Here is a 26,159-nt window from a genome sequence, read left to right on the forward strand (position 1 = left end):
CTTGAAACCCGCGCTTGCGGATTAGACAAATGGAAAAAGTATGAAGAACTGGAGAACACTTCTCCTCGGCGTGACGCTTTGTGCCAGCACTGCGTTTGCTGCCCCTCAGGAAGTTGATAAAGTTGCCGCCGTCGTTAACAACGGCGTGGTATTGCAAAGTGACGTTGATAGCTTGTTTAATTCTGTAAAACAGCAGGCACAGCAGGCTAAACAGCAGTTGCCGGATGATGCGACTCTGCGTCACCAGATCCTCGACCGTTTGATCATGGATCAGATCCAGTTACAAATGGCGACCCGAATGGGCATCACGCCAACCGATCAGGACGTGGATAAAGCCATTGCCGGTATTGCACAGCAAAACAACATTTCTGTTGATCAACTGCGCAGCCGTCTGGCTTATGACGGAATGAACTACAGCACTTACCGTACGCAGATTCGCAAGGAAATGATCATCAGCGAAGTACGTAACAGTGAAGTGCGTCGCCGTGTCACCATACTGCCTCAGGAAGTGGATCAGCTTGCCAAACAGGTTGCGGCGCAAAACGGCAGCGGTGCTGAATTCAACCTCAGCCATATCCTGTTGCCACTGCCAGAAAACCCAACTCAGGATCAGGTTGATTCTGCAGAACAGCTGGCGAAGAAAATTGTTGCTGATCTGAACAATGGTGCGGACTTTGGCAAACTGGCTATCACCTACTCGGCTGATTCCCAGGCACTGAAAGGCGGCAACATGGGCTGGGGCAAATTGCAGGAACTGCCTTCCCTGTTTGCTCAGGCGTTAAGCACCGCTCAGAAAGGCCAGGTCATTGGCCCGATCCGTTCTGGTGTTGGTTTCCACATCCTGAAAGTGAACGATATCCGTGGCGACAATAAAACGGTTTCTGTCACCGAGGTTCACGCCCGTCATATCCTGCTGAAACCTTCTGTCGTAATGACGGATGCGCAGGCGCGTGCGAAGCTGGAACAGGTTGCGGCTGATATTAAGAGCGGTAAAGCCACATTCGCTGATGAAGCCAAACAGCTTTCTCAGGATCCTGGCTCTGCTAATCAGGGCGGCGATTTAGGTTGGGCGTCACCAGATATGTACGATCCTGCGTTCCGTGATGCGTTGATGAACCTGAAAAAAGGCGAAATCAGTGCACCGGTTCACTCTTCGTTTGGCTGGCACTTGATCCAACTTATTGACACCCGTCAGGTCGATAAAACAGATGCGGCACAGAAAGAACGTGCTTACCGCATGCTGTTCAACCGCAAATTTGCGGAAGAAGCCCAGACGTGGATGCAGGAACAGCGTGCTGAAGCGTATGTGAAAATTATGGATGGGAATGGAAAATAATACTTCCGTGACAAAATCTGTGGTCATTACCCCCGGCGAACCGGCCGGGGTTGGGCCGGATCTGGTACTGGCGCTGGCTCAGCAGGCATGGCCTGTTGAGTTAGTGGTCTGTGCCGATCCGGCCTTACTGCTTGAACGTGCTGAGAAACTCGGCCTGAATATCCGCTTACGCGATTATCAGAGAGCGCGTCCGCCAGAGCCTCAGGCTGCGGGCATATTGACCGTTTTGCCTGTTAAACTCGCCGTCCCGGTGACCGCAGGTAAACTTGATGTGGCTAATGCGCCCTACGTGGTGGAAACGCTGGCACGTGCCTGCGACGGTGCTATCAGCGGTGAATTCGCTGCACTGATCACCGGCCCGGTTCAAAAAAGCATTATCAACGATGCCGGAATTCCCTTCATCGGCCATACCGAATTCTTCGCTGACCGCAGCCATTGCGACCGTGTTGTGATGATGCTGGCAACCGAAGAGTTACGCGTTGCGCTGGCGACCACGCATTTGCCTTTGCTGGCGGTGCCGGGTGCAATTACCCGTGAATGCCTGCATGAAGTCATCACCATTTTGCATCATGATCTGAAAACCAAATTTGGTATTACCGAGCCGCAAATTTATGTGTGTGGCCTGAATCCACATGCCGGCGAAGGTGGCCACATGGGGCACGAAGAGATCGACATTATCATTCCTGCCCTGGACGAACTGCGCCAGCAAGGGATGAATCTCATCGGCCCGCTGCCCGCTGATACGTTATTCCAGCCTAAATATCTGCAACATGCCGATGCTGTTTTATCGATGTATCACGATCAGGGCCTTCCGGTGCTAAAATATCAGGGATTTGGTCGCGCAGTGAATATCACACTCGGCCTGCCTTTTATCCGGACTTCCGTTGATCACGGTACCGCCCTTGAACTCGCCGCCACCGGCACCGCCGATGCGGGCAGTTTCAAGACAGCAATAAATCTCGCCATTCACATGGCAAATAACAGCAACGATAAATAACAACAATGAATAGTAGAGTCCACCAAGGTCACTTTGCCCGTAAACGTTTTGGGCAAAACTTCTTAACCGATCAGTTTGTTATCGATAGCATCGTGTCGGCCATTCACCCTATGCCGGGCGAGGCCGTCGTTGAAATCGGTCCCGGTCTGGCGGCGTTAACTGAGCCTGTTGCTTCGCGCCTGGACAGCATGACGGTCATCGAACTCGACCGTGATTTGGCAACACGTCTGGAAAATAACCCTAAGTTTCAGGGCAAACTGCGGGTCATCCAGTCTGATGCGATGAAAATTAATTTCGGCGAACTGTCTGAAGAACTCGGTCAGCCACTGCGTGTCTTTGGTAACCTGCCGTACAACATTTCTACGCCGCTGATGTTCCATTTGTTCACTTATACCAACGCCATCAAAGACATGCATTTTATGTTGCAGAAGGAAGTGGTAAACCGTCTGGTTGCAGGCCCGAACAGCAAAGCGTATGGTCGTTTAACGGTGATGGCGCAATATTACTGCAATGTGATCCCTGTTCTGGAAGTTCCACCAGAATCCTTCACACCGGCGCCTAAAGTGGAATCCGCTGTGGTACGTTTAGTGCCGCATGAAGTGATCCCGTATCCGGTGCCTGATATTCGCATTCTGAGCCGTCTGACAACGGATGCTTTCAACCAGCGTCGTAAAACAGTGCGCAACAGCCTCGGCCACCTGTTCACTCCGGAACAAATGACCGAACTGGGTTTAGATCTCAGCATGCGTGCTGAAAATATTTCTGTAGAGCAATTCTGTAAACTGGCTAACTGGTTGTCCACACGACCTAAAACCCCGGAACTTCAGGAGTAGCGTTATGCTTAATTCGCCCCGCGTTTGTGTTCAGGTGCAAAGTATCTACGTTGAGTCACAGTCGATACCCGAAGAAGAACGTTTTGTCTTCGCTTACACCATCACCATCCGCAATCTGGGGCGTTTTAATGTGCAACTGCTTCGCCGTTACTGGCTGATAACCAACAGTAACGGTCGCCAGACTGAAGTCCAGGGTGAAGGGGTCATCGGTGAACAACCGCTGATCCTGCCTGGCAATGAATTTCACTATACCAGCGGCGCTATTTTAGAAACGCCACTGGGCACGATGGAAGGCCATTATGAAATGGTCGCACAAGACGGTGAAGCCTTCCGTGTGCCTGTTCCGGTCTTCCGCCTCGCCATCCCTACGCTGATAAATTAATCCTCATGTCGACATATCTTATTGGTGATGTTCACGGCTGCATCGATGAACTCAAGGCGCTATTGGCGCAGGTGGATTTTAATCCGCAAAACGATGTCCTGTGGCTGACGGGTGATTTAGTTGCCCGCGGTCCGTCCTCGCTCGAAGTGCTGCGTTTTGTCAGCGGTTTGGGGGATTGTGTCCGGATGGTGCTCGGTAACCACGATCTGCATCTGCTGGCGGTTTACGCGGGGATCAGTTTCAACAAACCGAAAGACCGCATCACGCCCTTGCTTGAAGCCGAAGACGCTGACGAACTGATCAACTGGTTGCGCCGCCAGCCAGTACTGCAGGTTGATGAAGATCTGAAGCTGGTCATGGCCCACGCAGGGATCACGCCGCAATGGGATCTCGACACCGCTCAAATGTGCGCCCGTGAAGTGGAAGCCGTCCTGAGCAGCGATACTTATCCGCTGTTTCTGGATGCGATGTATGGCGATATGCCGAACAACTGGCATCCTGAACTGACGGGTCTGGCGCGTTTGCGTTTCAGCACCAATGCTTTCACCCGCATGCGTTATTGCTTCCCGAACGGACAACTGGATATGATCTGCAAAGATATCCCGGAAAACGCGCCAAAGCCGCTGAAACCCTGGTTTGATATTCCGGGGCCCTTACAGGAAGCAGGCTACAGTATTGCGTTCGGACACTGGGCATCACTGGAAGGGAAAGGCACGCCGCAAGGCATTTATGCGCTGGATACCGGCTGCTGCTGGGGCGGTGACCTGACCATGCTGCGCTGGGAAGACAAAACCTACTTCGCCCAGCCTTCAAACCGCCAGAGCGAAAAACAGCAGTCTGAAATCCCGAAAGCCGTTTGATCAAACAGCGGATATTCAGACAGCAAAAAGGCACCTGCAAAGGGTGCCTTTTTGCTGTCACACGGCTCACGCAGCCGTAGGATCAGGCGCGGCGATCAAGGATTTCGAAGCAATAACCATGAGAGTTCTGCTCATCCGCATCGTGGAATTCGCTGAATGTGCTTTCCCAGTCATCCGGCTCATAATCAGGGAAATGTGTATCCCCTTCGACTTCGGCATCAATGTGAGTCAGATATAAACGATTGGCCTTCGGCAGCAGTTGCTCATACACGCGGCCGCCCCCCATCACCATCACTTCTTCCACATCGCCGGCCGCCGCCAGCGCAGCGTCAACAGAGGTTACCCAGGTCACACCTTCATGCTCGCCCGGTTTAGAGCTGATGACAATATTCAGCCGGCCAGGCAACGGACGTCCGATTGACTCAAACGTCTTTCGTCCCATGATAACGGGTTTGTTGAGCGTATTACGCTTAAACCAGGCCAGATCACCAGGTAAATGCCAAGGCATAGCGTTTTCCATGCCAATAACGCGATCGGTCGCCAGTGCGGCGATCAGGCTAATAATCATTGTGAAGCCCTGTGTAGAAAAAGGATTTGTGCGTGACCCCAAAAAAGAGCTGCCACTATACGGAAAGCCCCATCAGCCGTCGATAGGGAGACCCACGCTTTACAAAGATATAAGAGAGCTCTTACCCTGCCGGGATATTCCCCGCCAAAAGTAGCGGTTCCGCCGGCAAAGGACGCTCAAAAGCAGGAAGGTATCGCCGTATTCCAGTCGAAAATGCTGAAGCGCTCACCTGCTTTTTTGCATGGTAGCCCCACGTTGTACAACAACGCTTACACACCGGGGCGTTTACGGTACAGCCACAATCCCGGTAACGATAATCCGATAGATAATGCCCCGACGATAAAACTGGCTTTCAGAAAATTGGTGAGTGCCGTCGATAGCAATGCTTCGCTGTAGCCCAGATGCGAAATCTCCACGACTGAGATCATCGCCGTGTAGGCAGAAATGCCGGGGAACATCGGTATAACAGCGGCAACGGTGAAAACTTTAGGATGTGCCAGTAACCAGCGTGACCATCGAATGCCCATAATGCCAATCAGTATAGCTGCCAGCAGGGAGGCCCATTCGATGTTTATCCCGCCGTGGATCAGCAACATCCGCGTGCCGTGGCCAACTGCGCCGAGCAGTGCGCAATAACGTAATGCCCGCGGCGGCACATTAAACACCATCGCAAAGCCCAGTGCGGGCACGGCAGCGAAAAGCATATCCTGAATCAGTGCCCATAAAAGGCTCATGACCACCCCCGTAAACCCCACAATGCCATTGCCATGACCACACCAATGCAGGTCGCCAGTGTCAGCAGGCTGGCCATAGTCCAGCGCGCCAGTCCGGTATTCACATGCCCTTTGAACATATCCGCCACGGCATTAATCAGCGGAAACCCCGGCACCAGCAATAACACGCTGGCAGCCATTGCGACATTTGATGACTGCTGAAAAATGCCCAGCCGCAACAGCAACCCTGAAATGGAAGTCGCCACGAATGCCGTGCAGCAAAAGTTGATGAGCGGATTCATATGCCGTGCAGTAAGGCTCTGGCGTACGGCCATGGCGACGCCGCTGGCGAAAAAAGTGACAATGAATGCATCCCAGCCGCCACCATTAAGTTTGCTGAAACACCCGCAGGAGAGCGCCACCATCAGGATCATCAGCCAGCGCGGATACCGCAGCGGTTTGATTTTTTGCAGGCGTTTTGCCACCAGCTGACTGTCGAGCAGTTTATGCTCAGCCAGGATCACCGTATGTTGGACTTGTGTCACAACCTGCATGTTGATCCCGCGGTCAACATTTTTACGCGTCGAGGTCAGACAATAACCGCCGCTTAAGGTGCTGAGCACAATGGCATTGGCGGAGATCGAGCTTTCCACCCGGTCCATTCCCAGCGCGACGCCAAGCCTCGCCGACAGCTGTTCGACCAGCATACTTTCGGCACCATGCTGCAACAGCATCAGGGCACATTCGATGCACAAACGGGTAATTTCACGTTGATGATGCGCCTCGGGGCTTTCACGCACCGGGTATTCTATGACCGGATCCTGCATACCATTCACCGCCCGCAAAAAAAGCAATAAGAGTGATTTAACTTACTGAGGATTGGCGTATCATGCCGCCTTCTTTTGTTCCGAACATTGACGACGGTTATTTTCATGCTTGAAACCACCCTTTTTGTTGCCAGTATCGCCTTCCTCGGCATGCTTTCTCCCGGTCCCGATTTCTTTCTGGTCATCAAAAATGCGGCCCGCTATCCGCGCATCGCGGCACTCATGACGTCACTGGGTGTTATTTGTGGTGTGATTACGCATATGTCTTACTGCGTGGCCGGTCTGGCAGTGGTGATCACCACCACGCCGTGGTTATTTGATTTACTGAAATACGTCGGTGCGGCTTATCTGATCTGGGTCGGTATTCAGGCGTTGTTTTCCCGCAGCAACAGCAAAATGAACCTCGACGGACTGGAGCCACAGCAGGTAAAACTGCGCACCGCGTTCGTGCAGGGTTATCTGTGTAACCTGCTCAATCCAAAAGCGACACTTTTCTTCCTGGCGATGTTTACGCAGGTCTTGCAGATTAACTCCACCTTCGGTGAAAAGCTGTGGTACGCCTCTATAATCGTCGGTTTGTCGGCCATTTGGTGGCCTTCGCTGGCGTTACTTATCCAGAGCCCGCCGGTGCGTCGTGGTCTGGCGAAAGCGCAGAAACTTATCGATAAACTGCTGGGCGGTGTACTGATCGGTTTGGGCATTAAAGTCGCACTGAGCTGAGTTCAGAAAGAAAAAACCGGTGCATCAGGCACCGGTTTTCTGTTTTAACGGCGGTTTAGCCCTTCGCTTCAATCACCTCTTTCTCAGGCGCTTTTCCGTCAATACTGCCACGCCAGCCCTGTTGCTGACCGGAAGCCAGACGCTCCTGATCCTGCTCGATAGCGGCTGTCAGCATATCTTTCGCACGCTGCATGCTGGCGATACGGAACTCAGTATCTTCGTAATTCTCGATAGTGGCTTCCAGCATTTTCAGGTTATAGCGGCGGAACAGATCTGCCTTCTCGCGGGCTTCATACGCATCCAGCCCCAGCGCCTCCAGCACATCGCGGCCGACGCGCAAGGAGCCTTCAAACAGTTCACGTTCCGGCGCTTCGACACCCAACTGACGCAACTGATACCAGTGATCGACATCACGGGCGCGGGCAATCACTTTCAGATTCGGGAAATGCTCTTTCGCCAGTGCCGTCAGCTGAAGGTTGGCTTCCACATCGTCAATGGCATTAATCAGAACCTTCGCCTGCGCGGCACCGGCGGACTCCAGCAAATCAACGCGTGTGGCGTCGCCGTAAAACACTTTGGTGCCAAATTTACGCAGCGTTTCGATGTGATCCGGATCGTGATCCAGGACCACCGTGTGGACGTTGTTTGCCAGCAGCAAACGACCGGCAATCTGACCAAACCGCCCGAAACCGGCAATAATTACCTGCGCGTTCTCATCATCAATGGTGTCATGCGGACGGTCATCTTTCGGCGCATTGCGCTCAAGGCGCGCGGACAGTACCAGCAGCAATGGCGTCACCGCCATGGAAAGCGCCACAGCCAGCGTCAGGGCCTTCGACCATTCAACCGGCAACACACCTGCCATTTGAGCGGTGCTGAAAATCACAAACGCGAACTCACTGCCCTGCCCGATTAAGATGGCAAACAGGCCGCGCTGCTTTTTCGGCACACCCAGCCATGGCGCAACCAGCCATAACAAGGCCGCTTTCAGCGCCATAAAACCGACCAGCAATGTGGCAATAAGCAGCGGCTGATGGACCAGCGTGCCGAAGTCGATGGACATACCGACACCGATAAAGAACAGCCCGAGAAGCAGACCTTTGAACGGCTGAATATCACTTTCCAGTGCGTGACGGTATTCAGAACTTGCCAGCAAGACACCCGCCAGAAACGCGCCCATCGCCATCGACATACCGGCCATTTCCAGCAGAATACCGAAGCCGAATACCAGAAACAGCGCAACAGCACTGAACACTTCACGCATGCCGGAGCGTGCCACGAAGTGCAGCAAGGGCCGCGTGACATAGCGCCCGAGCAACACCACCAGCACCAGCGCACCGGCCACTTTTGCTGCTGACAAACCAAAACTCATCAGCGTTGTGGCTTCGCCGGTGCTCGCCAGTAAGGGGATCATCGCCACCAGCGGGATGGCGGCGATATCCTGGAACAGCAACACCGCAAAAGCGCTGCGGCCAATGGGTGAAGCCGTCAGGCTGCGCTCACTCATCGCCTGCATGGCAATGGCCGTTGAAGAAAGCGCCAGCGTCAGGCCGATCAACAGGGCGATTTTCCAGTCCAGTCCGAGGAAATAACAGAATGCGCTGAGCACTGCGCCGCAGCCCACCATCTGAATGCTGCCGCCGCCGAAAACCGAGGCACGCATCGTCCACAACCGTTTGGGATCCAGCTCAAGTCCGATGACAAACAGCATCAGCACCACGCCGATCTCCGCAAAGGTCAGAATTGATTCGGCATCAGAGACCAGTTTCAGCCCCCACGGGCCGATAATGCAGCCCGCAATCAGGTAACCGAGCACAGAACCCAGACCCAGACGTACCGCAATCGGCACAAACAGCGCCGCCGAGCCGAGATAAATCAGGCCTTCAATCATCAGGTTATGGTTATCCAAGGCTCACCTCCGGCGGGCAGCCTTCTTTCAGACTCAGGCAGGCGGTTAAACGACGGCGGTATTCTTCTCCCGCCGCTTTCAGCGCCACTTCATCGCAAATGAAGGTGTTGTGCACGGCGAAATACGGCAGCCAGTGCATGCCGCAATAAATGGCTGTCGCCTGTAGCGGCTGCGCCAGCACGTCAAAATCGGGGTGATCGCCCAGCTCGAAATGGTGCTCGTTACCGCCGGTCGTTACCGCCCACAAGCAATGTTTGCCATTTAAGGCATTGCCTTCATGGCCGTACGCCCAGCCGTGCTCGAGCACTTTGTCGATCCACAGTTTCATCAGTGGCGGCAAGCTGTACCACTGGATCGGATGCTGGAAGACCACCAGATCTGCACGTTCAACAGCTTTCTGTTCAGCGGCAATGTCGATATTGAAATCGGGATAGAGGTCGTAGAGCGAACGTACTTCGACGTTGGGCAAATCACTGACTGCCGACAGCAGCCCCTGATTGGCTCTTGAATGGCGCGGATAAGGATGGGCGTAAATTATTAAAATCATCTGTGAACTCATATCGACAAAATATGCATTCATCATAAAGTATTTTTAACATTTATTAACTGCCGTAAATACGATGAAAAACAGGGCCCTCACGCCCTGTCGATTTACATGAAAGGATTCACGGACAACTGACTGCCCCGAGATCCAGCCAGTTGTCACCTGCAACCGGCGTGACACCCCGAGTCCAGACCTTCGCTTTCCAGTTATGGCCGCCGTAAGTGGCCATTTCCCCCTGAACATACGTGGCCGCATTGTCGTAAGGCAATGTGATATTGCTGACGAGTTGCCACTGATCACTGCTGCGCGATGGCGGGTTGTTTTGCGTCCAGTATTTCGCCTTCCATATCAGCTGGTTGTAGCTGACGGCATCGCCGGTATTGTAGATTTTGCTGCTGTCCCAGGCAGGCACTTGCGCCGCCGCAGGATCCGTTGTCACACCACACCCGCCCGTGCTCGCCGGGTTAACCGTCAGTTGTAAGCTGGCAGACGTGGATGATTTTCCATCGCTGACCATCACACTGACCGGATACACTGTGCTGCTGGTGACCGCCGGAGCGGTAACGTTGATGGAGCTGGTGGTCAGCGAGCTGGCGCTCAGACCGGCGGGCAACGTCCACTGATACGTGAGCGGATCGTTATTGGCATCCGTCGCCTGTGCCACCAGCGCGAAGGTATTACCTGCCGTTACAGCCATGGTCGCCGGCAACGTCACCACCGGCGGCTGGTTCGCCTGAACCGCCGAGTTTGTCACCTGAACCTGCGCCGTGGCGCTCAGCCCTTGTGGATCGGTCACTTTCAGCTGGAATACCCACACCTGATCTTGCGCGGTAGTAAGGACATTAAACTGCGCTTTGGCTTTGTCTGCATTGGTCAGCGTCACCGCAGGCCCGGAGACTTTGGTCCACAAATACGTCAGGGCTGTATTTTCCGGATCACGGGAAGCAGAACCATCGAGCGTCACGGTCAACGGACCGGTCACGTTCTGATTTGTCCCGGCACTGGCCAGCGGCGCAAGGTTCGTCGTGCCGCCGCCGGTGCCATTCCCTAAGCCTTCATGCATGGCATTTAAAATATCGCCATTATCCGCATCAATTTCCCATGCAAACAGGCCACCCAGCTGATTAGCCAAAACATATTTACCTTTCGCGACCACTGAACGGTTGTCGTCGTAAGTGATCAAATCGCCGGTGGAAGGCTTCCACAAATACGGTGCTTCAGCTGCGGCATCATACTTGTACTGCCAGTCACTGTTGGCTTTAAGTTTCGCCACCTGACGGTAATCAAGAATGCCATTTTCCCAGGTACCTGCGGTCGGGCCGGTCGCGGTCCCGGTGAAAGGATCGTTATTCTGGAAATTCTTCACCCCCGTCCAGCCGCGCCCATACATGGCCGCACCCACTTCAATTTTGCCCGGCGTCACGCCCTGTGAAAGCAACGCCTGCACGCCATGATCGGTGGTGTAATCGGTATCGGGTTTCGAGGCGGAGCCGTACAACGCAGTTTGGTGTCCCAGCGTCGTCAGTGAGAAAGCACCATAGAAGTCATAGCTCATCAGGAAAATATGATCCATATACTGCTGTGCGGCGCTGTAATCCACGTTATCAATTTTGTCCCGGCCTGCACTGATCGCCGAACTCAGTTCATAGGTTTTTCCGGTTTGGGCGGATAATTCATTGAGCATAGTCCGCAGCTCTTTCATCAGCTGCACATAGGTATCTCCATCCGCCGTGCTGCCCAGTGCAGGATTTTCACCGCCACCGCCCGGAAATTCCCAGTCGATATCCACACCGTCGAAGAATTTCCAGGTTTGCAGAAACTCCTTCACCGAGGCCACAAAAACATCCCGCTTCGCTTTGTCTTTCATGAAATAGAACGGGTCGGATAGCGTCCAGCCACCGATGGAAGGGACAATTTTCAGATTCGGGTAGGCTTTCTTCAGCGCCATCAGCTGGCCGAAATTGCCTTTGTAAGGCGCAGAATATTCACTGACACCCTGCTGAGGCATTTGCACTGCAGCCCAGGGATCATGGATCGCGACTTTAAAATCCTGACGCCCTGCACAGGCGCGTTGCAAGGCCTGAAAACTGCCCTCAATGCTTTTTAAGCTGTCGTTAATCCCATTCCCGCCGCAAATCGGCGTAAAGCCGTACAGGATATGAGTCAGGTTCTGTGCAGGGATTTTATCCACCGGGAACCCGCGACCGTACACGCCCCACTCGACAAAATAAGCGCCTACGACCTTGCCGGATTTATTGTTATAAGGCTGGTTGTTTTCCTTCAGCGTGCTGGTCAATGGTAGCAAATGGCTGCCATCGGTATCCGCCACTACAATTTGTTTGGCGTCACTGGTGGTACAGCCTTCGCTGTTACATAACGCAACCTGCAACTGATAGCGCCCGCCTTTATTGACAGCAAACGTGGCGCTGCCCGTTGCGCCGGAAGGGCCGCTCCAGACCTGCGCACCGTTCAGTAACACTTTGGCCGTCTGCCCCGCATCGCCGGTCCACAAATTCCAGGTGACGGTGACATCCGCCGCATTCTTTACAGTGACCAGTTGATTGTAGGCCGAGGCGGACTGATTGATATCAATGATGGCAAAGGTGGTTTCATCCGCACCGAGTGTCGGCTTTCCGGGAAGTGCCGCCTGTGAGACCGGCGCAAGAACCGCGCCGATGAGTAAAGCCAGAAGGGTGACAGGTGTTTTGTACATGTGAAATTCCTCATTTTGACTGAAAGCGCTGCAAGAAGGGTTAATTCTCGATGTGAACTAACCCAAGCTCCGAGTATAAAATCAGGAACAAAAACATAACAATAATTAAACATTAAAACATCATGACGCCCATCACATTAACACAAAATATCGATCTAAAATAATAACTTATGATAAATTCACTTTCATATGAAGACTTTCATACATAAAAAATATAATTTTAATGATAAACATACTTAATGATTATATTTAACATTTTAGCCAAACACATATAAAAAGACGCCCGCCCCTTTCGGGAGCAGGCGTCTTAACGACCGGATGGAAACAGAAGATACTTATTTGCTGATTTTGGCGTGCATTTCCTGCACTGAAATCACCTGTTCAGTCGGGTCAGAAGATAATGCCATTGCCGTCGCGAAACCACCGTTCAACGTAGTGTCGTAATGCACTTTGTATTGCAGCGCACTGCGACGGATAAGCTTGGAGTCTTCAATCGCCTGACGACCCGCCGTGGTGTTCACGATATACACATATTCGCCGTTCTTGATACGGTCCTGAATATGCGGACGGCCTTCATGCACCTTGTTGACCAGACGCGGGTTAATCCCGGCTTCGCCCAGCACTACCGCAGTACCGTGAGTCGCATCCAGCTCGAAACCGCGTTTCAGCAGTTTCGCGGCCAGATCCACCACACGGCCTTTGTCGCCTTCACGAACCGACAACAGTGCGCGTCCGGCTTTCTTCATGCCGGAGTTGCTGCCCAACTGCGCTTTGGCAAAGGCTTCGGCGAAGGTACGGCCAACGCCCATCACTTCACCGGTAGAACGCATTTCCGGCCCAAGAATCGGGTCAACGCCAGGGAATTTGTTGAACGGCAACACCACTTCTTTCACGGAGTAGTAAGGCGGGATGACTTCTTCGGTAATGCCCTGCTCTGCCAGAGTCTGACCTGCCATCACGCGAGCCGCCACTTTCGCCAGTGGTACACCGGTCGCTTTAGAGACGAACGGAACGGTACGGGCTGCACGCGGGTTGACTTCAATCAGGTAGACTTCGTTGTTCTTCACGGCGAACTGGACGTTCATCAGGCCGCGAACGCTCAGCTCGAAGGCCAGTTTCTCGACCTGCTGACGCATCACATCCTGAATCTCTTTGCTCAGCGTGTAGCACGGCAGTGAACATGCAGAGTCACCGGAGTGAACGCCCGCCTGTTCGATGTGCTCCATGATACCGCCAATCAGCACGCGCTCACCGTCGCAGATAGCATCAACGTCAACTTCTACGGCGTCGTCAAGGAAGCGGTCCAGCAGAACCGGTGCGTCGTTCGACACGCTGACGGCGTTCTGGAAGTAACGGCGCAGGTCGATTTCGTCGTATACGATTTCCATCGCGCGGCCGCCCAGAACATAAGACGGACGTACCACCAGCGGATAACCGATACCCGCAGCTTTCTCAACAGCCTGTTCGATAGTCGCGACTGTGGCGTTTGCCGGTTGTTTCAGGCCCAGACGGTTAACCGCCTGCTGGAAACGTTCACGGTCTTCGGCGCGGTCGATGGCATCCGGGCTGGTGCCGATAATTGGCACGCCAGCGGCTTCCAGTTCACGCGCCAGTTTCAGCGGAGTCTGGCCGCCGTACTGAACAATCACGCCTTTCGGCTGTTCGATACGCACGATTTCCAGCACGTCTTCCAGAGTGACGGATTCGAAGTACAGGCGGTCGGAGGTGTCGTAATCGGTAGACACAGTTTCCGGGTTACAGTTAACCATGATGGTTTCGTAACCGTCTTCACGCAGCGCCAGCGAGGCGTGTACGCAGCAATAGTCGAACTCGATACCCTGACCGATACGGTTCGGACCACCGCCCAGCACCATGATTTTTGGCTTATCATTGGTCGGGTTAGATTCACACTCTTCTTCATACGTGGAGTACATGTAGGCGGTATCGGTAGAGAATTCCGCCGCACAGGTATCAACACGTTTGTAGACCGGGTGCAGGTTGTATTTGTGACGCAGTTTGCGCACTTCGCTTTCTGACACGCCGACCAATTTAGCCAGACGCAGATCCGCAAAGCCTTTACGCTTGAGCATGCGCAGGTAGTCGTGGGTCAGAATGTTGAAGCCGCCCTCGGCCACTTCATTTTCCAGTTTCACCAGCTCTTCAATCTGCACCAGGAACCAGCGGTCCACGTTGGTCAGGTTGAAGATGCCGTCAACAGACATCCCGGCACGGAAGGCATCAGCGATATACCAGATACGCTCGGCACCGGCTTCTTTCAGTTCACGACGAATTTTGGTCAGCGCTTCCGGATCATCCAGACTCACTTTCGGGTCGAAACCGCTCGCGCCGACTTCCAGGCCGCGCAAGGCTTTTTGCAGAGATTCCTGCTGTGTACGACCAATCGCCATCACTTCGCCGACAGATTTCATCTGCGTGGTCAGACGGTCGTTGGCACCGGCAAATTTCTCGAAGTTGAAGCGAGGGATTTTAGTCACAACGTAGTCGATAGACGGTTCAAACGACGCTGGCGTTTTGCCGCCGGTGATATCGTTCATCAACTCATCGAGGGTGTAACCCACCGCCAGTTTCGCTGCCACTTTAGCAATCGGGAAACCGGTCGCTTTGGAGGCCAGGGCTGAGGAACGGGAGACACGCGGGTTCATTTCGATAACAATCAGACGACCATTTTTCGGGTTCACCGAGAACTGAACGTTGGAGCCACCGGTTTCTACGCCGATTTCACGCAGCACCGCCATCGAGGCGTTACGCATGATTTGGTATTCTTTGTCGGTCAGGGTCTGCGCTGGCGCCACGGTGATGGAGTCACCGGTGTGGATGCCCATCGCATCGAAGTTTTCAATGGAGCAGACGATGATGCAGTTGTCGTTTTTATCACGCACCACTTCCATCTCGTACTCTTTCCAGCCAATCAGCGACTCATCAATCAGCAGCTCTTTGGTCGGGGAAAGATCCAGCCCGCGTTCGCAAATCTCTTCGAACTCTTCACGGTTGTACGCAATACCGCCACCGGTGCCGCCCATAGTGAATGACGGACGGATGATGCACGGAAAGCCAACGTCAGCGGCAACAGCCAGCGCTTCTTCCATCGTGTGTGCAATACCGGAACGTGCGGTGTCGAGGCCGATTTTTTTCATCGCCACGTCGAAACGGCGACGATCTTCGGCTTTATCAATGGCGTCTGCGGTCGCGCCAATCATGGTCACACCGAATTCTTCCAGCACGCCCTGACGTTCCAGTTCCAGTGCACAGTTCAGTGCGGTCTGGCCGCCCATCGTTGGCAGCACGGCATCGGGACGTTCTTTTTCGATAATTTTGCGCACAACTTCCCAGTGGATCGGCTCGATGTAAGTCGCATCCGCCATTTCAGGGTCAGTCATGATCGTTGCCGGGTTGGAGTTCACCAGAATGACGCGGTAACCCTCTTCACGCAGCGCTTTACACGCCTGTGCGCCGGAGTAGTCAAATTCACAAGCCTGGCCGATAACAATCGGGCCGGCGCCCAGAATCAGGATGCTTTTTATGTCTGTACGTTTTGGCATTTTTTATTCGCTCCTGTTATCTGGCGTTGTTTGTGCGAAAAGCTTCAATCAGTTCGATAAAGTGGTCAAACAGCGGTGCCGCATCGTGCGGGCCCGGGCTGGCTTCAGGGTGGCCCTGGAAGCTGAACGCCGCTTTATCGGTACGGTGGATACCCTGCACCGTATGGTCAAACAGAGATTTGTGCGTCACGCGCAGGCGGGCAGGCAGGTCAGATTCATCCACCGCAAAGCCGTGGTTCTGTGCGGTGATCATCACGATATCTTTATCGAGATCTTTCACCGGGTGGTTACCGCCGTGGTGGCCGAGTTTCATTTTCACGGTCTTAGCGCCGCTGGCGAGTGCCAGTAACTGATGGCCGAGACAGATGCCGAAGACCGGTATGTCGGTTTCCAGGAAGGTTTTGATGGCCGCGATAGCGTAATCACAAGGTTCCGGATCGCCCGGGCCATTGGACAGGAAGATGCCGTCCGGATTCATTTTCAGGACGTCTTCTGCCGGAGTCTGTGCAGGAACGACCGTCAGGCGGCATCCGCGATCCACCAGCATGCGCAGGATATTGCGTTTCGCGCCGTAGTCATAAGCCACCACGTGGAATGGCAAGTCTTCGGCTTTTTTCGCTTCAGGCAGTTCGCCTTCCAGAGTCCAGCTACCTTGTTGCCAGCGGTAAGATTCCGTCGTGGTCACTTCTTTCGCCAGATCCATGCCTTTCAGGCCCGGGAATGCTTTGGCTTTTTGCAGCGCCAGTTCAGCATCCTGTGAATCGCCCGCGATAATACAGCCGTTCTGTGCGCCTTTTTCGCGTAACAGACGGGTCAGTTTGCGGGTATCAATATCGGCGATGGCAACAATATTGTTGCGCTTGAGGTAATCAGAAAGATTTTCTTCACTGCGGTAGTTGCTGGCTATCAGGGGTAAATCGCGGATGACCAGGCCTTGAGCATGTACTGCGGAGGATTCTTCATCAGCGGCATTGGTGCCGACATTACCGATATGGGGATAAGTGAGAGTGACAATCTGGCGGGAATAGGAAGGATCAGTGAGGATTTCTTGATAACCGGTCATCGACGTATTGAAGACCACTTCCCCCACTGCCGACCCTTCTGCCCCGATGGCCCGACCGTGGAATTGGGTTCCGTCTTCCAGAACCAATAGCGCTGACTTTATCAAAGCATCCTCCAAGAATAATAAATCACAATATCTGCATATTAATTCAGATAACCCGATCTAAATCAATGCAAAAATCGCTCCCGAAGCCAATTTTTGGCAAATTGCGCGCATTCTAATGATGGCAGTTCGGTTTGTCTACCAAAAGCGCCAATATTTCTCTGTTTTTCGCACAACTCAGTGAAAATGGACTCTCACTGCCATAAAAACACAGCCTAAGTCAGTATAGTAACCGTTTGCGGAAGAGGATGTCTGAAAAATGACGAAGAAAGGAGTTTTGTTACAGCTCAGGGAAACAAGGGAGTGCAAAAAACAAACAATACAGCATGAGGGATCGGGATAAAGTCAGTAAAACACAGGATTCAAAATTAAAACAAACCCAAATAGCCATTTTAAATAAAAAAGAGAAGGGCAATCAAGGAACTGCCCTTTTATCAAAAGATTATGACCAAAACAACCACATCACATCTAAAATGTTGACTACAAATCTTCTAAACCAAGGACATCCCGCATGTCATAAAGACCACTTTTATGCGAGAAAAGCCATTTTCCTGCACGAACTGCGCCATTTGCGAAGGTCATACGGCTGGAAGCCTTATGGGTAATCTCAACACGCTCCCCGATATCGGCAAACATCGCGGTATGTTCACCAACGATATCGCCGGCACGAATGGTGGCAAAACCAATACTTTTTGGATCACGTTCACCGGTATGACCTTCACGGGCATACACCGCACAATCTTTCAGATCACGCCCTAACGCATCAGCAATCGCTTCACCCATTGCCAGTGCTGTACCTGATGGTGCATCAACTTTATGACGGTGGTGCGCTTCCACGATTTCAATATCCGTGTAATCGCCCATGACTTTGGCCGCTTTTTCCAGCAGCTTGAGGACAACATTCACGCCCACGCTGAAGTTGGCCGCAAAAACCACCGGAATAACCTCAGAAGCCTGCTTAATTGCAGCCTTACCGGCATCGTCAAAGCCCGTAGTGCCGATAATCATACCTTTATGGTGTTTCTGGCAAAATTCCAGATGAGCCAGGGTGCCTTCCGGACGGGTGAAGTCGATCAAAATATCGAAGTCATTCTTCACGGCATCCAGATTGTCATGCACTTTAATGCCAGCAGTACCCACGCCAGCCAGTTCACCCGCATCGGTGCCCACTAAGGAAGAACCGGTACGTTCCAGCGCTGCGCCCAACACCACGCCTTCGGCGTCAGAGATGGCCTGAATCAGCTGCCGGCCCATACGGCCACCCGCGCCAACAACAGCCATGCGAATATCAGCGTTACTCATAATTACTCTCTTCTTTTTGTGGTTCTGCCGTGAAACAGAATCAGGTTATCGACCCCGCGATCTGGGAGCCAGCAAAATTGCCTCATAATTAGAAAATTATGATACAGCCCCGTTAATATCAGTAAAAGCCATCTGGTTTCAGGTTACGCAATCTGTGATTTTGTGTTAAACGACTGGCAAAACTGGAACTAACGGACAAAAAAACACCAAAAAGCCCGCCTTAATGCGGCTCGCATAACCATGCAATGTAGTGCATAAGTTTCAGCTTTCGTCCGCCCTTCTCCCTGCATCTTTCGCGACACTGATTTTATCACTCTCCCCCAGGGCACCGTCTGACAATATGTATTAAAGGAGAAAGAAGAATATGACGGTGATTTCTGAAAACGCGTATTCACATCCTTGCGTGAGACAGATAAGCAGCAAACAAAACATTTCTTAGATCTGAAACATTAAATTTTTATTATATATGGCGAAATAATATTGATAAAATCAATGATTATGATAATAAATAGCAACCTAATTTTAACTGCCGAAATTTGATTTAAACGACAGTCAAAATAAGTAGCCTGGCTTCATAAGGCGCGTCTTCACCCTTACCAGACAGTCATCAGTAAGGGGAATATAAAAAAATACACACTGCCAATTTTGTTGCTGATTTTTCAGATCAGTATATTGGCACAGGGACTTAACATGAAATTCAAACTGAACAAAGTCACACAAGTGGCGACCGCAGGTCTTTTATTTGGTTTAACTTCTTTTGCTGCACACGCAGAAATCACTCTGATTAAACAAGACCCACAGCCGAACGATCCGCTGAGCCGCCTGAACTTCCAGGTTGGCGGCAGTATTCGTCCGCAGTTCCAGTTCCAGAACGGGGTGAAAAACTACAAGACCAATGGTTTTGATGGCGGTACACGTTTCCGTTTTTCTGCTGATTATTATCTGTTTGATGACATCAGCTGGATTAACTACTACGAACTGGGTGTCAATATCCCTGCCCTGACTGGCTGGGATAATCACCACGCAGATGGCGCGCATAACACCAGCCGTCGCATGCTCTACACCGGTCTGAAAAGCAAAACTTACGGCCAGCTGACCTTCGGTCAGCAAAACAGCGTTTATTACGATGTGGTCGGGGCAAAAACCGATATCTGGGACTACGATATGCTCGCTCAGGCACCTGGCAATGGTGTTAACGGCGACTACGATGGTTCTTACCGTTCCCGTAAGATGCTGAAATACAAAAACACCTTCGGCGATGCAGATGTCTATGCCTCTTATCTTTTCGAAGACAGTGAACTGCTCACCGGCAAAAACGGGCTGCGTTACAAACGTAACGGCGGCGGTTCTGTCGGTGTGGATTACCACATCACCAAAGACCTGACATGGGGTACTGCGTACAACTACACCGACGCAGAAATGAGAAACCCGGGCGACAACACCTCTAAAGACTACAACCAGAGCATTGTTGGTACTGCGCTGAGCTGGAAACCCGGCAACTGGACAGCGTCCTTCGGTGGCGGTTACTACCATGACTTCCTGACGACTGGTGTGAAAACTGAAGATCGCTTCTTCGCGGGCGATGCTTATGGTCTGGAATACTTCCTGGGTTATGCTTTCCCAATCAATCAGCTGGCGGTCAAAACCATTCAGCCGTACTTCATGGGTGACCGTCTGACCTATGTAACCGGCCGTAATTACCAGCGTATTGATAACGGGTTGGGTGTGTCCTTCCAGCTCGATTACGGCTTCCGTGTTGATTACGAGCACGTGTTCACGTCCTCTACCGATAATCTCGGTGATATGAATCTGATCCGTCTGCGTTACGATTTCTAAATCTTAACGACTGAACTTTTGGGGCCAGCTTTACGTCTTATTGACGGGCTGGCCCTTTCTTTTTACACCATTTCATCTATCCCACGTACGCAAAGCCAGACTAAACTCATAGAGACAGCTGTCGCTATATCCACTATGTAACCTGCAGGAGAGCTTTGCGATGTCAGCATTTTTCCGGTCCGACGTGACTGCCATTGGCGACTACCGAGCCGAATTGGGTGAAACTCCCGTCTGGTGCCAGCGTACACAATCTTTGCTTTGGGTCGATATTCTGGCTCAGTGTGTTTTGCGCTACTGGCCCGACAACGGGCAAACTGAAATTCATGAACTCCCCTCGCTGACCAGCGCCGTGTTGCTGACCGAAAAAAGAAATCAATTTTTGCTGGTTTCCGTCGACGGGATCCATCTTTACGAGTACGAACAGAAAACCCGCCAGAAGCTTTGTGATTATCCCGGCGCAGAAGGCACCCGTCCGAATGAAGCAGCCATCGCGCCCGATGGTTCTCTGTGGTTTGGTACGCTGGATATAAAGGAAGAAAAAGATAACGGCGAATGGTTCCGCTATGAAGCGGGCGCAGAAAAGCCGGAAATGATGCTCGATGGCGTCGGTTGTACCAACACACTGGTCTGGTATGAAGGCAAAGTCTGGTTTGCAGACAGTAAGAAAAAACGCTTTTTCTCCGCCAACGCCCGCCGCATCAATCCACTGAAAATATCCTGTTTTTCTTCGGGCGATAAGATCCCCGATGGCTCTGCGCTGGCACAGAATGGCTGGCTGATCACTGCCTGCTGGGGTTCAAAATGCCTGCTGCGCCAGCAGATCAATCAGGGCGAATTACTGACACTGGATACCCAGCCAGTGCCGGTCACACAACCGAGTTGTTGCACGTTTGGCGGGCCGGATATGACTGAGCTGTTTATCACCTCGGCGCGAAAAAACCTCGATGCGCCGCATGCGCTGGAGGGAGCGTTGCTGCACGTTGAAACCACCACCGTGGGTGCACCGCAGAATTTGTTTAAACTCCCGCCTCATTGATGCCGCAGGAGTGCAGACATAAAAAAACCGGCCACTTTGAGCCGGTTTTCATTTAGGATCTGAGATCAGTCGATCTGACGTACATCAACACGCAGTTCTTTTGGCACTTCGAACACGATATTTTCCTCGCGCCCTTCGATGTTGATCACATCAAGCCCGCCAAAGGTTTTCAGCTTGCTGATCACGTCCTGCACCAGAATATCCGGTGCGGATGCGCCTGCCGTAACGCCAATGCTTTTCGCATCTTTCAGCCAGTTTTCCTGAATATCTGCCGCCGAGTCGATCAGATAAGAAGGTACACCGACACGTTGTGCCAGTTCGGCCAGACGGTTGGAGTTCGACGAGTTCTTTGAACCCACCACCAGCACAACATCTGCTCCGTCAGCCAGCGTACGCACGGCTTCCTGACGGTTCGTTGTGGCATAGCAAATATCATCTTTACGCGGCCCGATGATTTTCGGGAAGCGATCGCGAAGCGCATCAATCACCGCAGAAGTGTCGTCAACCGACAGCGTGGTTTGCGTCATAAAGCACAGGTTGTTTTCGTCTTTCACCTGCAATTTATAAACATCTTCCGGCGCCTCGACCAGGTACATTCCCCCGTTCGGATTGCTGTACTGCCCCATGGTGCCTTCCACTTCCGGATGCCCGGCGTGACCAATCAAAATGGCTTCAGTGCCTTTACGGCTGGCACGCGCAACTTCCATATGAACTTTGGTCACCAGCGGACAAGTCGCGTCAAACAGCATCGTCAGATCACGCGCTTTCGCTTCTGCACGTACCGCCTGAGAAACACCGTGGGCAGAGAAAATCAGAATAGACCCATCAGGTACTTCGCTGATTTGCTCGATAAAAACAGCACCGCGCTGACGCAGGCTGTCGACCACGTAGCGGTTATGCACCACTTCATGGCGGACATAGATAGGTGCGCCGTAAATTTCCAGCGCACGTTCTACAATACTGATTGCGCGGTCAACACCCGCACAAAATCCTCGCGGATTAGCCAGCAATATCTGCATGTTTCCCCTCAAGCTCCGGGTCAATTTCCAGCACTTCAATATCGAAATCGATATGTTGCCCTGCCAGCGGATGGTTGAAATCTACAGTGATTGAATCTTCTGTCACTTCACGGACAACGCCCGGCATTTCGCTGCCATCACGACCACTGAACAACATGATGGTGCCGACATCCGGCACCCCAGTTTCCTGAAAGTCACGGCGGGAGAAGAACTGAACCAGATCCGGACTTTTGCTACCGAATGCCGATTCAGGGGCTAACGTGAACGCCCGTTTATCCCCTACGTTCAACCCTAACAGCTGATTTTCCAGCGCGTCAGACAAGCTGCTGTCGCCAAGGCGAAACAGTGCAGGTTTGCCATTGGCGCGGGTTGATTCCGCCGTAGAGCCATCTTCCAGCTTCAACGTAAAATGCACCAGTACAGCGCTGTCATGTTTCACCTGTTGAGACATAGACCTTATCCTTTACTCTTTGTAGCTTCTGATGGCTTTGCCAGAAAACCTTCCAGCACCACCATGGCTGCGCCGACACAGATAAAACTGTCAGCCAGATTGAACGTAGCAAAATGCCAGTTACCGACGTAAAAATCGATAAAATCGACCACAAAGCCGTGATACAGGCGATCAAACAAGTTGCCCAGCGCCCCGCCGATAATCATCGCAAAAGCGATATTGTTCAGCTTTTGCTTCGCGGTGCCGCGGTACATCAGCACGACCAGCGCCACGACAATCACCAGCGCGATTAACGCAAAGAACCAGCGCTGCCAGCCGCCTTTATCAGCCAGGAAGCTGAACGCAGCGCCATGATTTTGCGCGTAGAACAGATTTAAATACGGGATCAACGGCATGGATTCACCGAGCTGGAAGTTTCCCATAATGAGAAACTTACTGCCCAGATCCACGATGATGACCACGACCGCCAGCCAGAGCCAGCGGAGTCCGGTGGAACAAATCGATTTACTCATTATGCAAACTTACGCTCTTCGCCGTCACCGGCGATGTTAGTGACACAACGGCCACAGATGTCGCTGTGTTCCGCGTTCTGACCAACGTCAGTTGTGTAATGCCAGCAACGCGGACATTTGTCACCTTCCGCTTTCGCCAGACCGATTTTCAGGCCTTTGAGCAATTCACTCGGCACAGTGGCATCGTCAGCTTCAGACAAAGCGGCGACTTTCGCGCCTGACGTCAGCAGGACAAAGCGCAGTTCGTTGCCCAGAGAACGCAGGTCCGTTGCCAGCGCATCATCAGCAAACAGCGTGACCGCCGCTTCCAGAGAACCGCCCAGACGTTTATCAGCACGCGCCTGTTCGATCACTTTGTTCACTTCGCCACGGACTTTCAGCAGTTCATCCCAGAACGCATCGTTCATGGATTCGTTGCCCGCCAGACCGAACAAACCGTCATACCATTCTTCGGTAAAGACGAATTTCTCACGACTTCCCGGCAGTTCTGCCCAAATTTCATCGGCAGTGAACGACATGATCGGTGCCATCCAGCGGACCAGTGCTTCGCTGATGTGATACAGCGCGGTCTGACAGCTGCGACGTGCAACGCTGTCGCTTTTCGCGGTGTACTGGCGATCTTTGATGATATCCAGGTAGAAGGAACCCATTTCGATCGAGCAGAACTGCATCAGGCGTTGAACGACGCCATGGAAATCATAGGCTTCGTACGCGGCAATGATTTCGTCCTGTGCGGCTTTCGCACGGCCAACAGCCCAGCGATCCAGAACAACCATGTCTTCCGGTGCCACGCTGTGCAGCGCCGGATCGAAACCGTTAAGGTTCGCCAGCAGGAAGCGCGCGGTGTTACGGATGCGGCGGTAAGAATCCGCAGCACGTTTAAGGATTTCGTCGGACACGGCGATTTCGCCGGTGTAATCCGTAGATGCCACCCACAGACGCAGGATGTCGCCACCCAGCTTGTTCATCACGTCTTGCGGCGCAATAGTATTGCCGATGGATTTAGACATTTTGCGACCCTGACCATCCACGGTGAAACCGTGCGTCAGAACTTGTTTGTAAGGCGCTTTGCCTTTCATGGCAGTCGAAATCATCAGGGAAGACATGAACCAACCACGATGCTGGTCAGACCCTTCCAAATACAGATCCGGTGAATGACCGTTAAACTCAGGACGCACATCCACCACGGAAGAATGCGTTGAACCGGAGTCAAACCACACGTCCAGCGTATCCGGCACTTTGACGTAATCGGCAGCGTCCGCACCCAGAATGTCTTCCGGATTCAGATCCCACCACGCCTGAATGCCATCCACTTCAACACGTTTCGCCACTTCTTCCATCAGCTCAAGGCTGCGCGGATGCAGTTGCTCAGTGTCTTTGTGAACGAACAGAGACATCGGCACGCCCCAGGTACGCTGACGGGAGATACACCAGTCAGGACGGTTGGCGACCATGTTTTCGATACGCGCCTGGCCCCAGTCCGGGATCCACTGCACGCCTTTGATCTCTTCCAGAGATTGCTGACGCAGACCTTTCTGATCCATGCTGATGAACCATTGTGGCGTCGCGCGGAAGATGATTGGCGTTTTATGACGCCAGCAGCACGGATAGCTGTGCGTTATTTTCTCAACGTGCAGCAATGCGCCTTTCTCACGCAGCAGCTCAACGATCAGATCGTTGGCTTTAAAGACGAATTTACCGTCCAGCGTCGGGTAAGTGCCTGGCAGATAGCAGCCGTTTGGCCCTACCGGGTTCGCCACTTCCAGACCGTATTTCTGGCCGATAACAAAGTCGTCCGGGCCATGACCCGGTGCGGTATGCACGGCACCGGTACCGGCATCGAGCGTTACGTGGTCGCCCATGATCGCCGGAACGTCGAAACCAAGGAACGGGTGTTTGAAGCGCAGCAGTTCGAGGTCCGCGCCTTTACATTCGCCCAGTACAGTCCATTCTGCGATACCGGCGCGTTTCATGACGCTTTCAACCAGATCGGTTGCCAGGATCAGGCACTGGCCTTCAACCTGAACCAGCTGATAAGAAAACTCAGGGTTCAGTGAAATCGCACGGTTTGCTGGCATGGTCCACGGCGTGGTGGTCCAGATCACCAGAGAAATCGGGCCGTTAAAAGCAGATACGCCAAACTTCGCAGCCACTGCTGCAGCGTCAGTCGCGTTGAACGCCACATCAATAGAAGGAGACGCTTTGTCGTAATACTCAACTTCGGCTTCTGCCAGGGATGAACCGCAATCTGTACACCAGTGAACCGGCTTAGCCCCTTTGTGCAGGTGGCCGTTACCGATGATTTTGCCCAGTGCACGAATGATGTTGGCTTCAGTTTTGAAGTCCATGGTCAGGTACGGATGATCCCAGTCGCCCAACACGCCCAGACGGATGAAGTCTTTCTTCTGGCCTTCAACCTGCTCTGCTGCGTATTTACGGCAGGCTTCACGGAATTCTGCTGCCGTGACTTTCTCGCCCGGCTTGCCGATCAGTTGTTCGACTTTAAGCTCGATTGGCAGACCATGACAGTCCCAGCCCGGCACATACGGCGCATCAAAGCCCGCCAGTCCTTTGGACTTAACGATCATGTCTTTAAGAATTTTGTTTACTGAGTGACCAATATGAATGCTGCCGTTCGCATACGGAGGGCCGTCATGCAAAATAAAGGTTTTCTTGCCTTTCTTGGCAGCACGAATAATCCCGTACAGATCCTGTTCATACCAATTTTTCAGCATGTCAGGTTCACGCTTGGCCAGATCGCCACGCATCGGGAACCCTGTTTCCGGCAAATTCAGGGTGTTCTTGTAGTCACTCATAGATTCTCGGTTCCGTTTTCGGCTGGATTCCAGGCTTTGTTATACGCCTGTCAGTACATG

General features: G+C 52.6%; 21 protein-coding genes. 8 read left to right on the top strand and 13 right to left on the bottom strand.

All coding sequences use genetic code 11. The annotated features are described in order from the left end of the window. Positions 1-40 precede the first annotated feature (40 nt). From surA to apaH, 5 genes are read left to right on the top strand one after another with little or no spacing between them, the layout of a single operon-like run. Complete coding sequence (gene surA / locus AACU55_RS20070; protein WP_013577042.1) at positions 41-1,336, top strand: peptidylprolyl isomerase SurA; 1,296 nt, start codon at positions 41-43, stop codon at positions 1,334-1,336. Then, positions 1,326-2,333, top strand: a complete 1,008-nt coding sequence (gene pdxA, locus AACU55_RS20075; RefSeq protein WP_134705983.1) for a 4-hydroxythreonine-4-phosphate dehydrogenase PdxA — start codon at positions 1,326-1,328, stop codon at positions 2,331-2,333. The genes surA and pdxA overlap by 11 nt, the downstream gene beginning before the upstream one ends. Before the next feature lie 5 nt (positions 2,334-2,338). Further along, positions 2,339-3,166, top strand: coding sequence for a 16S rRNA (adenine(1518)-N(6)/adenine(1519)-N(6))-dimethyltransferase RsmA (gene rsmA, locus AACU55_RS20080; protein ID WP_013577044.1), 828 nt, complete (start codon positions 2,339-2,341; stop codon positions 3,164-3,166). Positions 3,167-3,170: 4 nt separating this feature from the next. Beyond that, positions 3,171-3,548 (top strand): Co2+/Mg2+ efflux protein ApaG, encoded by a 378-nt coding sequence (gene apaG / locus AACU55_RS20085; RefSeq protein WP_112286979.1) that lies wholly within the window; start codon positions 3,171-3,173, stop codon positions 3,546-3,548. A gap of 5 nt (positions 3,549-3,553) precedes the next feature. Continuing rightward, positions 3,554-4,408: a bis(5'-nucleosyl)-tetraphosphatase (symmetrical) ApaH gene (gene apaH / locus AACU55_RS20090; protein ID WP_134705984.1), complete on the top strand. Its 855-nt coding sequence runs from the start codon at positions 3,554-3,556 to the stop codon at positions 4,406-4,408. A gap of 82 nt (positions 4,409-4,490) precedes the next feature. Here the strand turns inward: apaH and folA are convergent, their stop codons facing one another. From folA to AACU55_RS20105, 3 genes are all read right to left on the bottom strand, one after another. Continuing rightward, the gene (gene folA / locus AACU55_RS20095; protein ID WP_013577047.1) at positions 4,491-4,976 is read right to left on the bottom strand and encodes a type 3 dihydrofolate reductase; all 486 of its coding nucleotides are present in this window, start codon (positions 4,974-4,976) and stop codon (positions 4,491-4,493) included. Positions 4,977-5,245: 269 nt separating this feature from the next. Further along, the gene (locus AACU55_RS20100) at positions 5,246-5,710 is read right to left on the bottom strand and encodes a threonine/serine exporter (RefSeq protein ID WP_037033453.1); all 465 of its coding nucleotides are present in this window, start codon (positions 5,708-5,710) and stop codon (positions 5,246-5,248) included. Continuing rightward, the gene (locus AACU55_RS20105; protein ID WP_037033454.1) at positions 5,707-6,516 is read right to left on the bottom strand and encodes a threonine/serine exporter family protein; all 810 of its coding nucleotides are present in this window, start codon (positions 6,514-6,516) and stop codon (positions 5,707-5,709) included. The genes AACU55_RS20100 and AACU55_RS20105 overlap by 4 nt, the downstream gene beginning before the upstream one ends. Before the next feature lie 105 nt (positions 6,517-6,621). Here AACU55_RS20105 and AACU55_RS20110 point away from each other — a divergent pair, with 105 nt between their 5' ends. Then, complete coding sequence (locus AACU55_RS20110; protein ID WP_013577050.1) at positions 6,622-7,236, top strand: LysE family translocator; 615 nt, start codon at positions 6,622-6,624, stop codon at positions 7,234-7,236. 55 nt (positions 7,237-7,291) lie between these two features. Here AACU55_RS20110 and kefC read toward each other — a convergent pair whose 3' ends face one another. The 6 genes from kefC to dapB all read right to left on the bottom strand — a co-directional run bounded on the left by kefC (position 7,292) and on the right by dapB (position 18,429). Continuing rightward, the gene (gene kefC / locus AACU55_RS20115) at positions 7,292-9,145 is read right to left on the bottom strand and encodes a glutathione-regulated potassium-efflux system protein KefC (RefSeq protein ID WP_037033455.1); all 1,854 of its coding nucleotides are present in this window, start codon (positions 9,143-9,145) and stop codon (positions 7,292-7,294) included. Next, on the bottom strand, positions 9,138-9,692 hold the full coding sequence (gene kefF, locus AACU55_RS20120; RefSeq protein ID WP_037033576.1) for a glutathione-regulated potassium-efflux system oxidoreductase KefF: 555 nt from the start codon (positions 9,690-9,692) through the stop codon (positions 9,138-9,140). Before kefF ends, kefC begins: the two co-directional genes overlap by 8 nt. A 118-nt stretch (positions 9,693-9,810) precedes the next feature. Next, positions 9,811-12,402: a glycosyl hydrolase family 18 protein gene (locus AACU55_RS20125; RefSeq protein WP_134705985.1), complete on the bottom strand. Its 2,592-nt coding sequence runs from the start codon at positions 12,400-12,402 to the stop codon at positions 9,811-9,813. Between the two features lie 335 nt (positions 12,403-12,737). Next, complete coding sequence (gene carB / locus AACU55_RS20130) at positions 12,738-15,962, bottom strand: carbamoyl-phosphate synthase large subunit (protein WP_037033457.1); 3,225 nt, start codon at positions 15,960-15,962, stop codon at positions 12,738-12,740. A 16-nt stretch (positions 15,963-15,978) separates the two neighbouring features. Next, positions 15,979-17,130, bottom strand: a complete 1,152-nt coding sequence (gene carA / locus AACU55_RS20135; RefSeq protein ID WP_134705986.1) for a glutamine-hydrolyzing carbamoyl-phosphate synthase small subunit — start codon at positions 17,128-17,130, stop codon at positions 15,979-15,981. Between the two features lie 477 nt (positions 17,131-17,607). Beyond that, positions 17,608-18,429, bottom strand: a complete 822-nt coding sequence (gene dapB / locus AACU55_RS20140) for a 4-hydroxy-tetrahydrodipicolinate reductase (RefSeq protein ID WP_013577056.1) — start codon at positions 18,427-18,429, stop codon at positions 17,608-17,610. Between the two features lie 690 nt (positions 18,430-19,119). Here dapB and AACU55_RS20145 point away from each other — a divergent pair. Together AACU55_RS20145 and AACU55_RS20150 are read left to right on the top strand one after the other, a co-directional pair. Beyond that, a complete protein-coding gene (locus AACU55_RS20145) occupies positions 19,120-20,265 on the top strand; it encodes a porin (RefSeq protein WP_037033459.1) in 1,146 nt (381 codons plus the stop codon). A gap of 160 nt (positions 20,266-20,425) precedes the next feature. Then, positions 20,426-21,301, top strand: coding sequence for an SMP-30/gluconolactonase/LRE family protein (locus AACU55_RS20150; RefSeq protein ID WP_013577058.1), 876 nt, complete (start codon positions 20,426-20,428; stop codon positions 21,299-21,301). Positions 21,302-21,366: 65 nt separating this feature from the next. Here AACU55_RS20150 and ispH read toward each other — a convergent pair whose 3' ends face one another. Genes ispH through ileS form a run of 4 tightly spaced genes read right to left on the bottom strand, consistent with a single transcriptional unit; the run spans position 21,367 to position 26,099 of the window. After that, positions 21,367-22,320: a 4-hydroxy-3-methylbut-2-enyl diphosphate reductase gene (ispH, locus tag AACU55_RS20155; protein ID WP_013577059.1), complete on the bottom strand. Its 954-nt coding sequence runs from the start codon at positions 22,318-22,320 to the stop codon at positions 21,367-21,369. Further along, a complete protein-coding gene (gene fkpB, locus AACU55_RS20160; protein ID WP_013577060.1) occupies positions 22,301-22,771 on the bottom strand; it encodes an FKBP-type peptidyl-prolyl cis-trans isomerase in 471 nt (156 codons plus the stop codon). The genes ispH and fkpB overlap by 20 nt, the downstream gene beginning before the upstream one ends. A gap of 5 nt (positions 22,772-22,776) precedes the next feature. Beyond that, positions 22,777-23,283, bottom strand: coding sequence for a signal peptidase II (lspA, locus tag AACU55_RS20165; protein WP_013577061.1), 507 nt, complete (start codon positions 23,281-23,283; stop codon positions 22,777-22,779). After that, positions 23,283-26,099 (bottom strand): isoleucine--tRNA ligase, encoded by a 2,817-nt coding sequence (gene ileS / locus AACU55_RS20170; protein WP_134705987.1) that lies wholly within the window; start codon positions 26,097-26,099, stop codon positions 23,283-23,285. The genes lspA and ileS overlap by 1 nt, the downstream gene beginning before the upstream one ends. Between the last annotated feature and the right edge of the window lie 60 nt (positions 26,100-26,159).

It is taken from the genome of Rahnella sp. CJA17(1/100) (assembly GCF_963881615.1).
Taxonomy (GTDB): Bacteria; Pseudomonadota; Gammaproteobacteria; order Enterobacterales; family Enterobacteriaceae; genus Rahnella; species Rahnella aceris.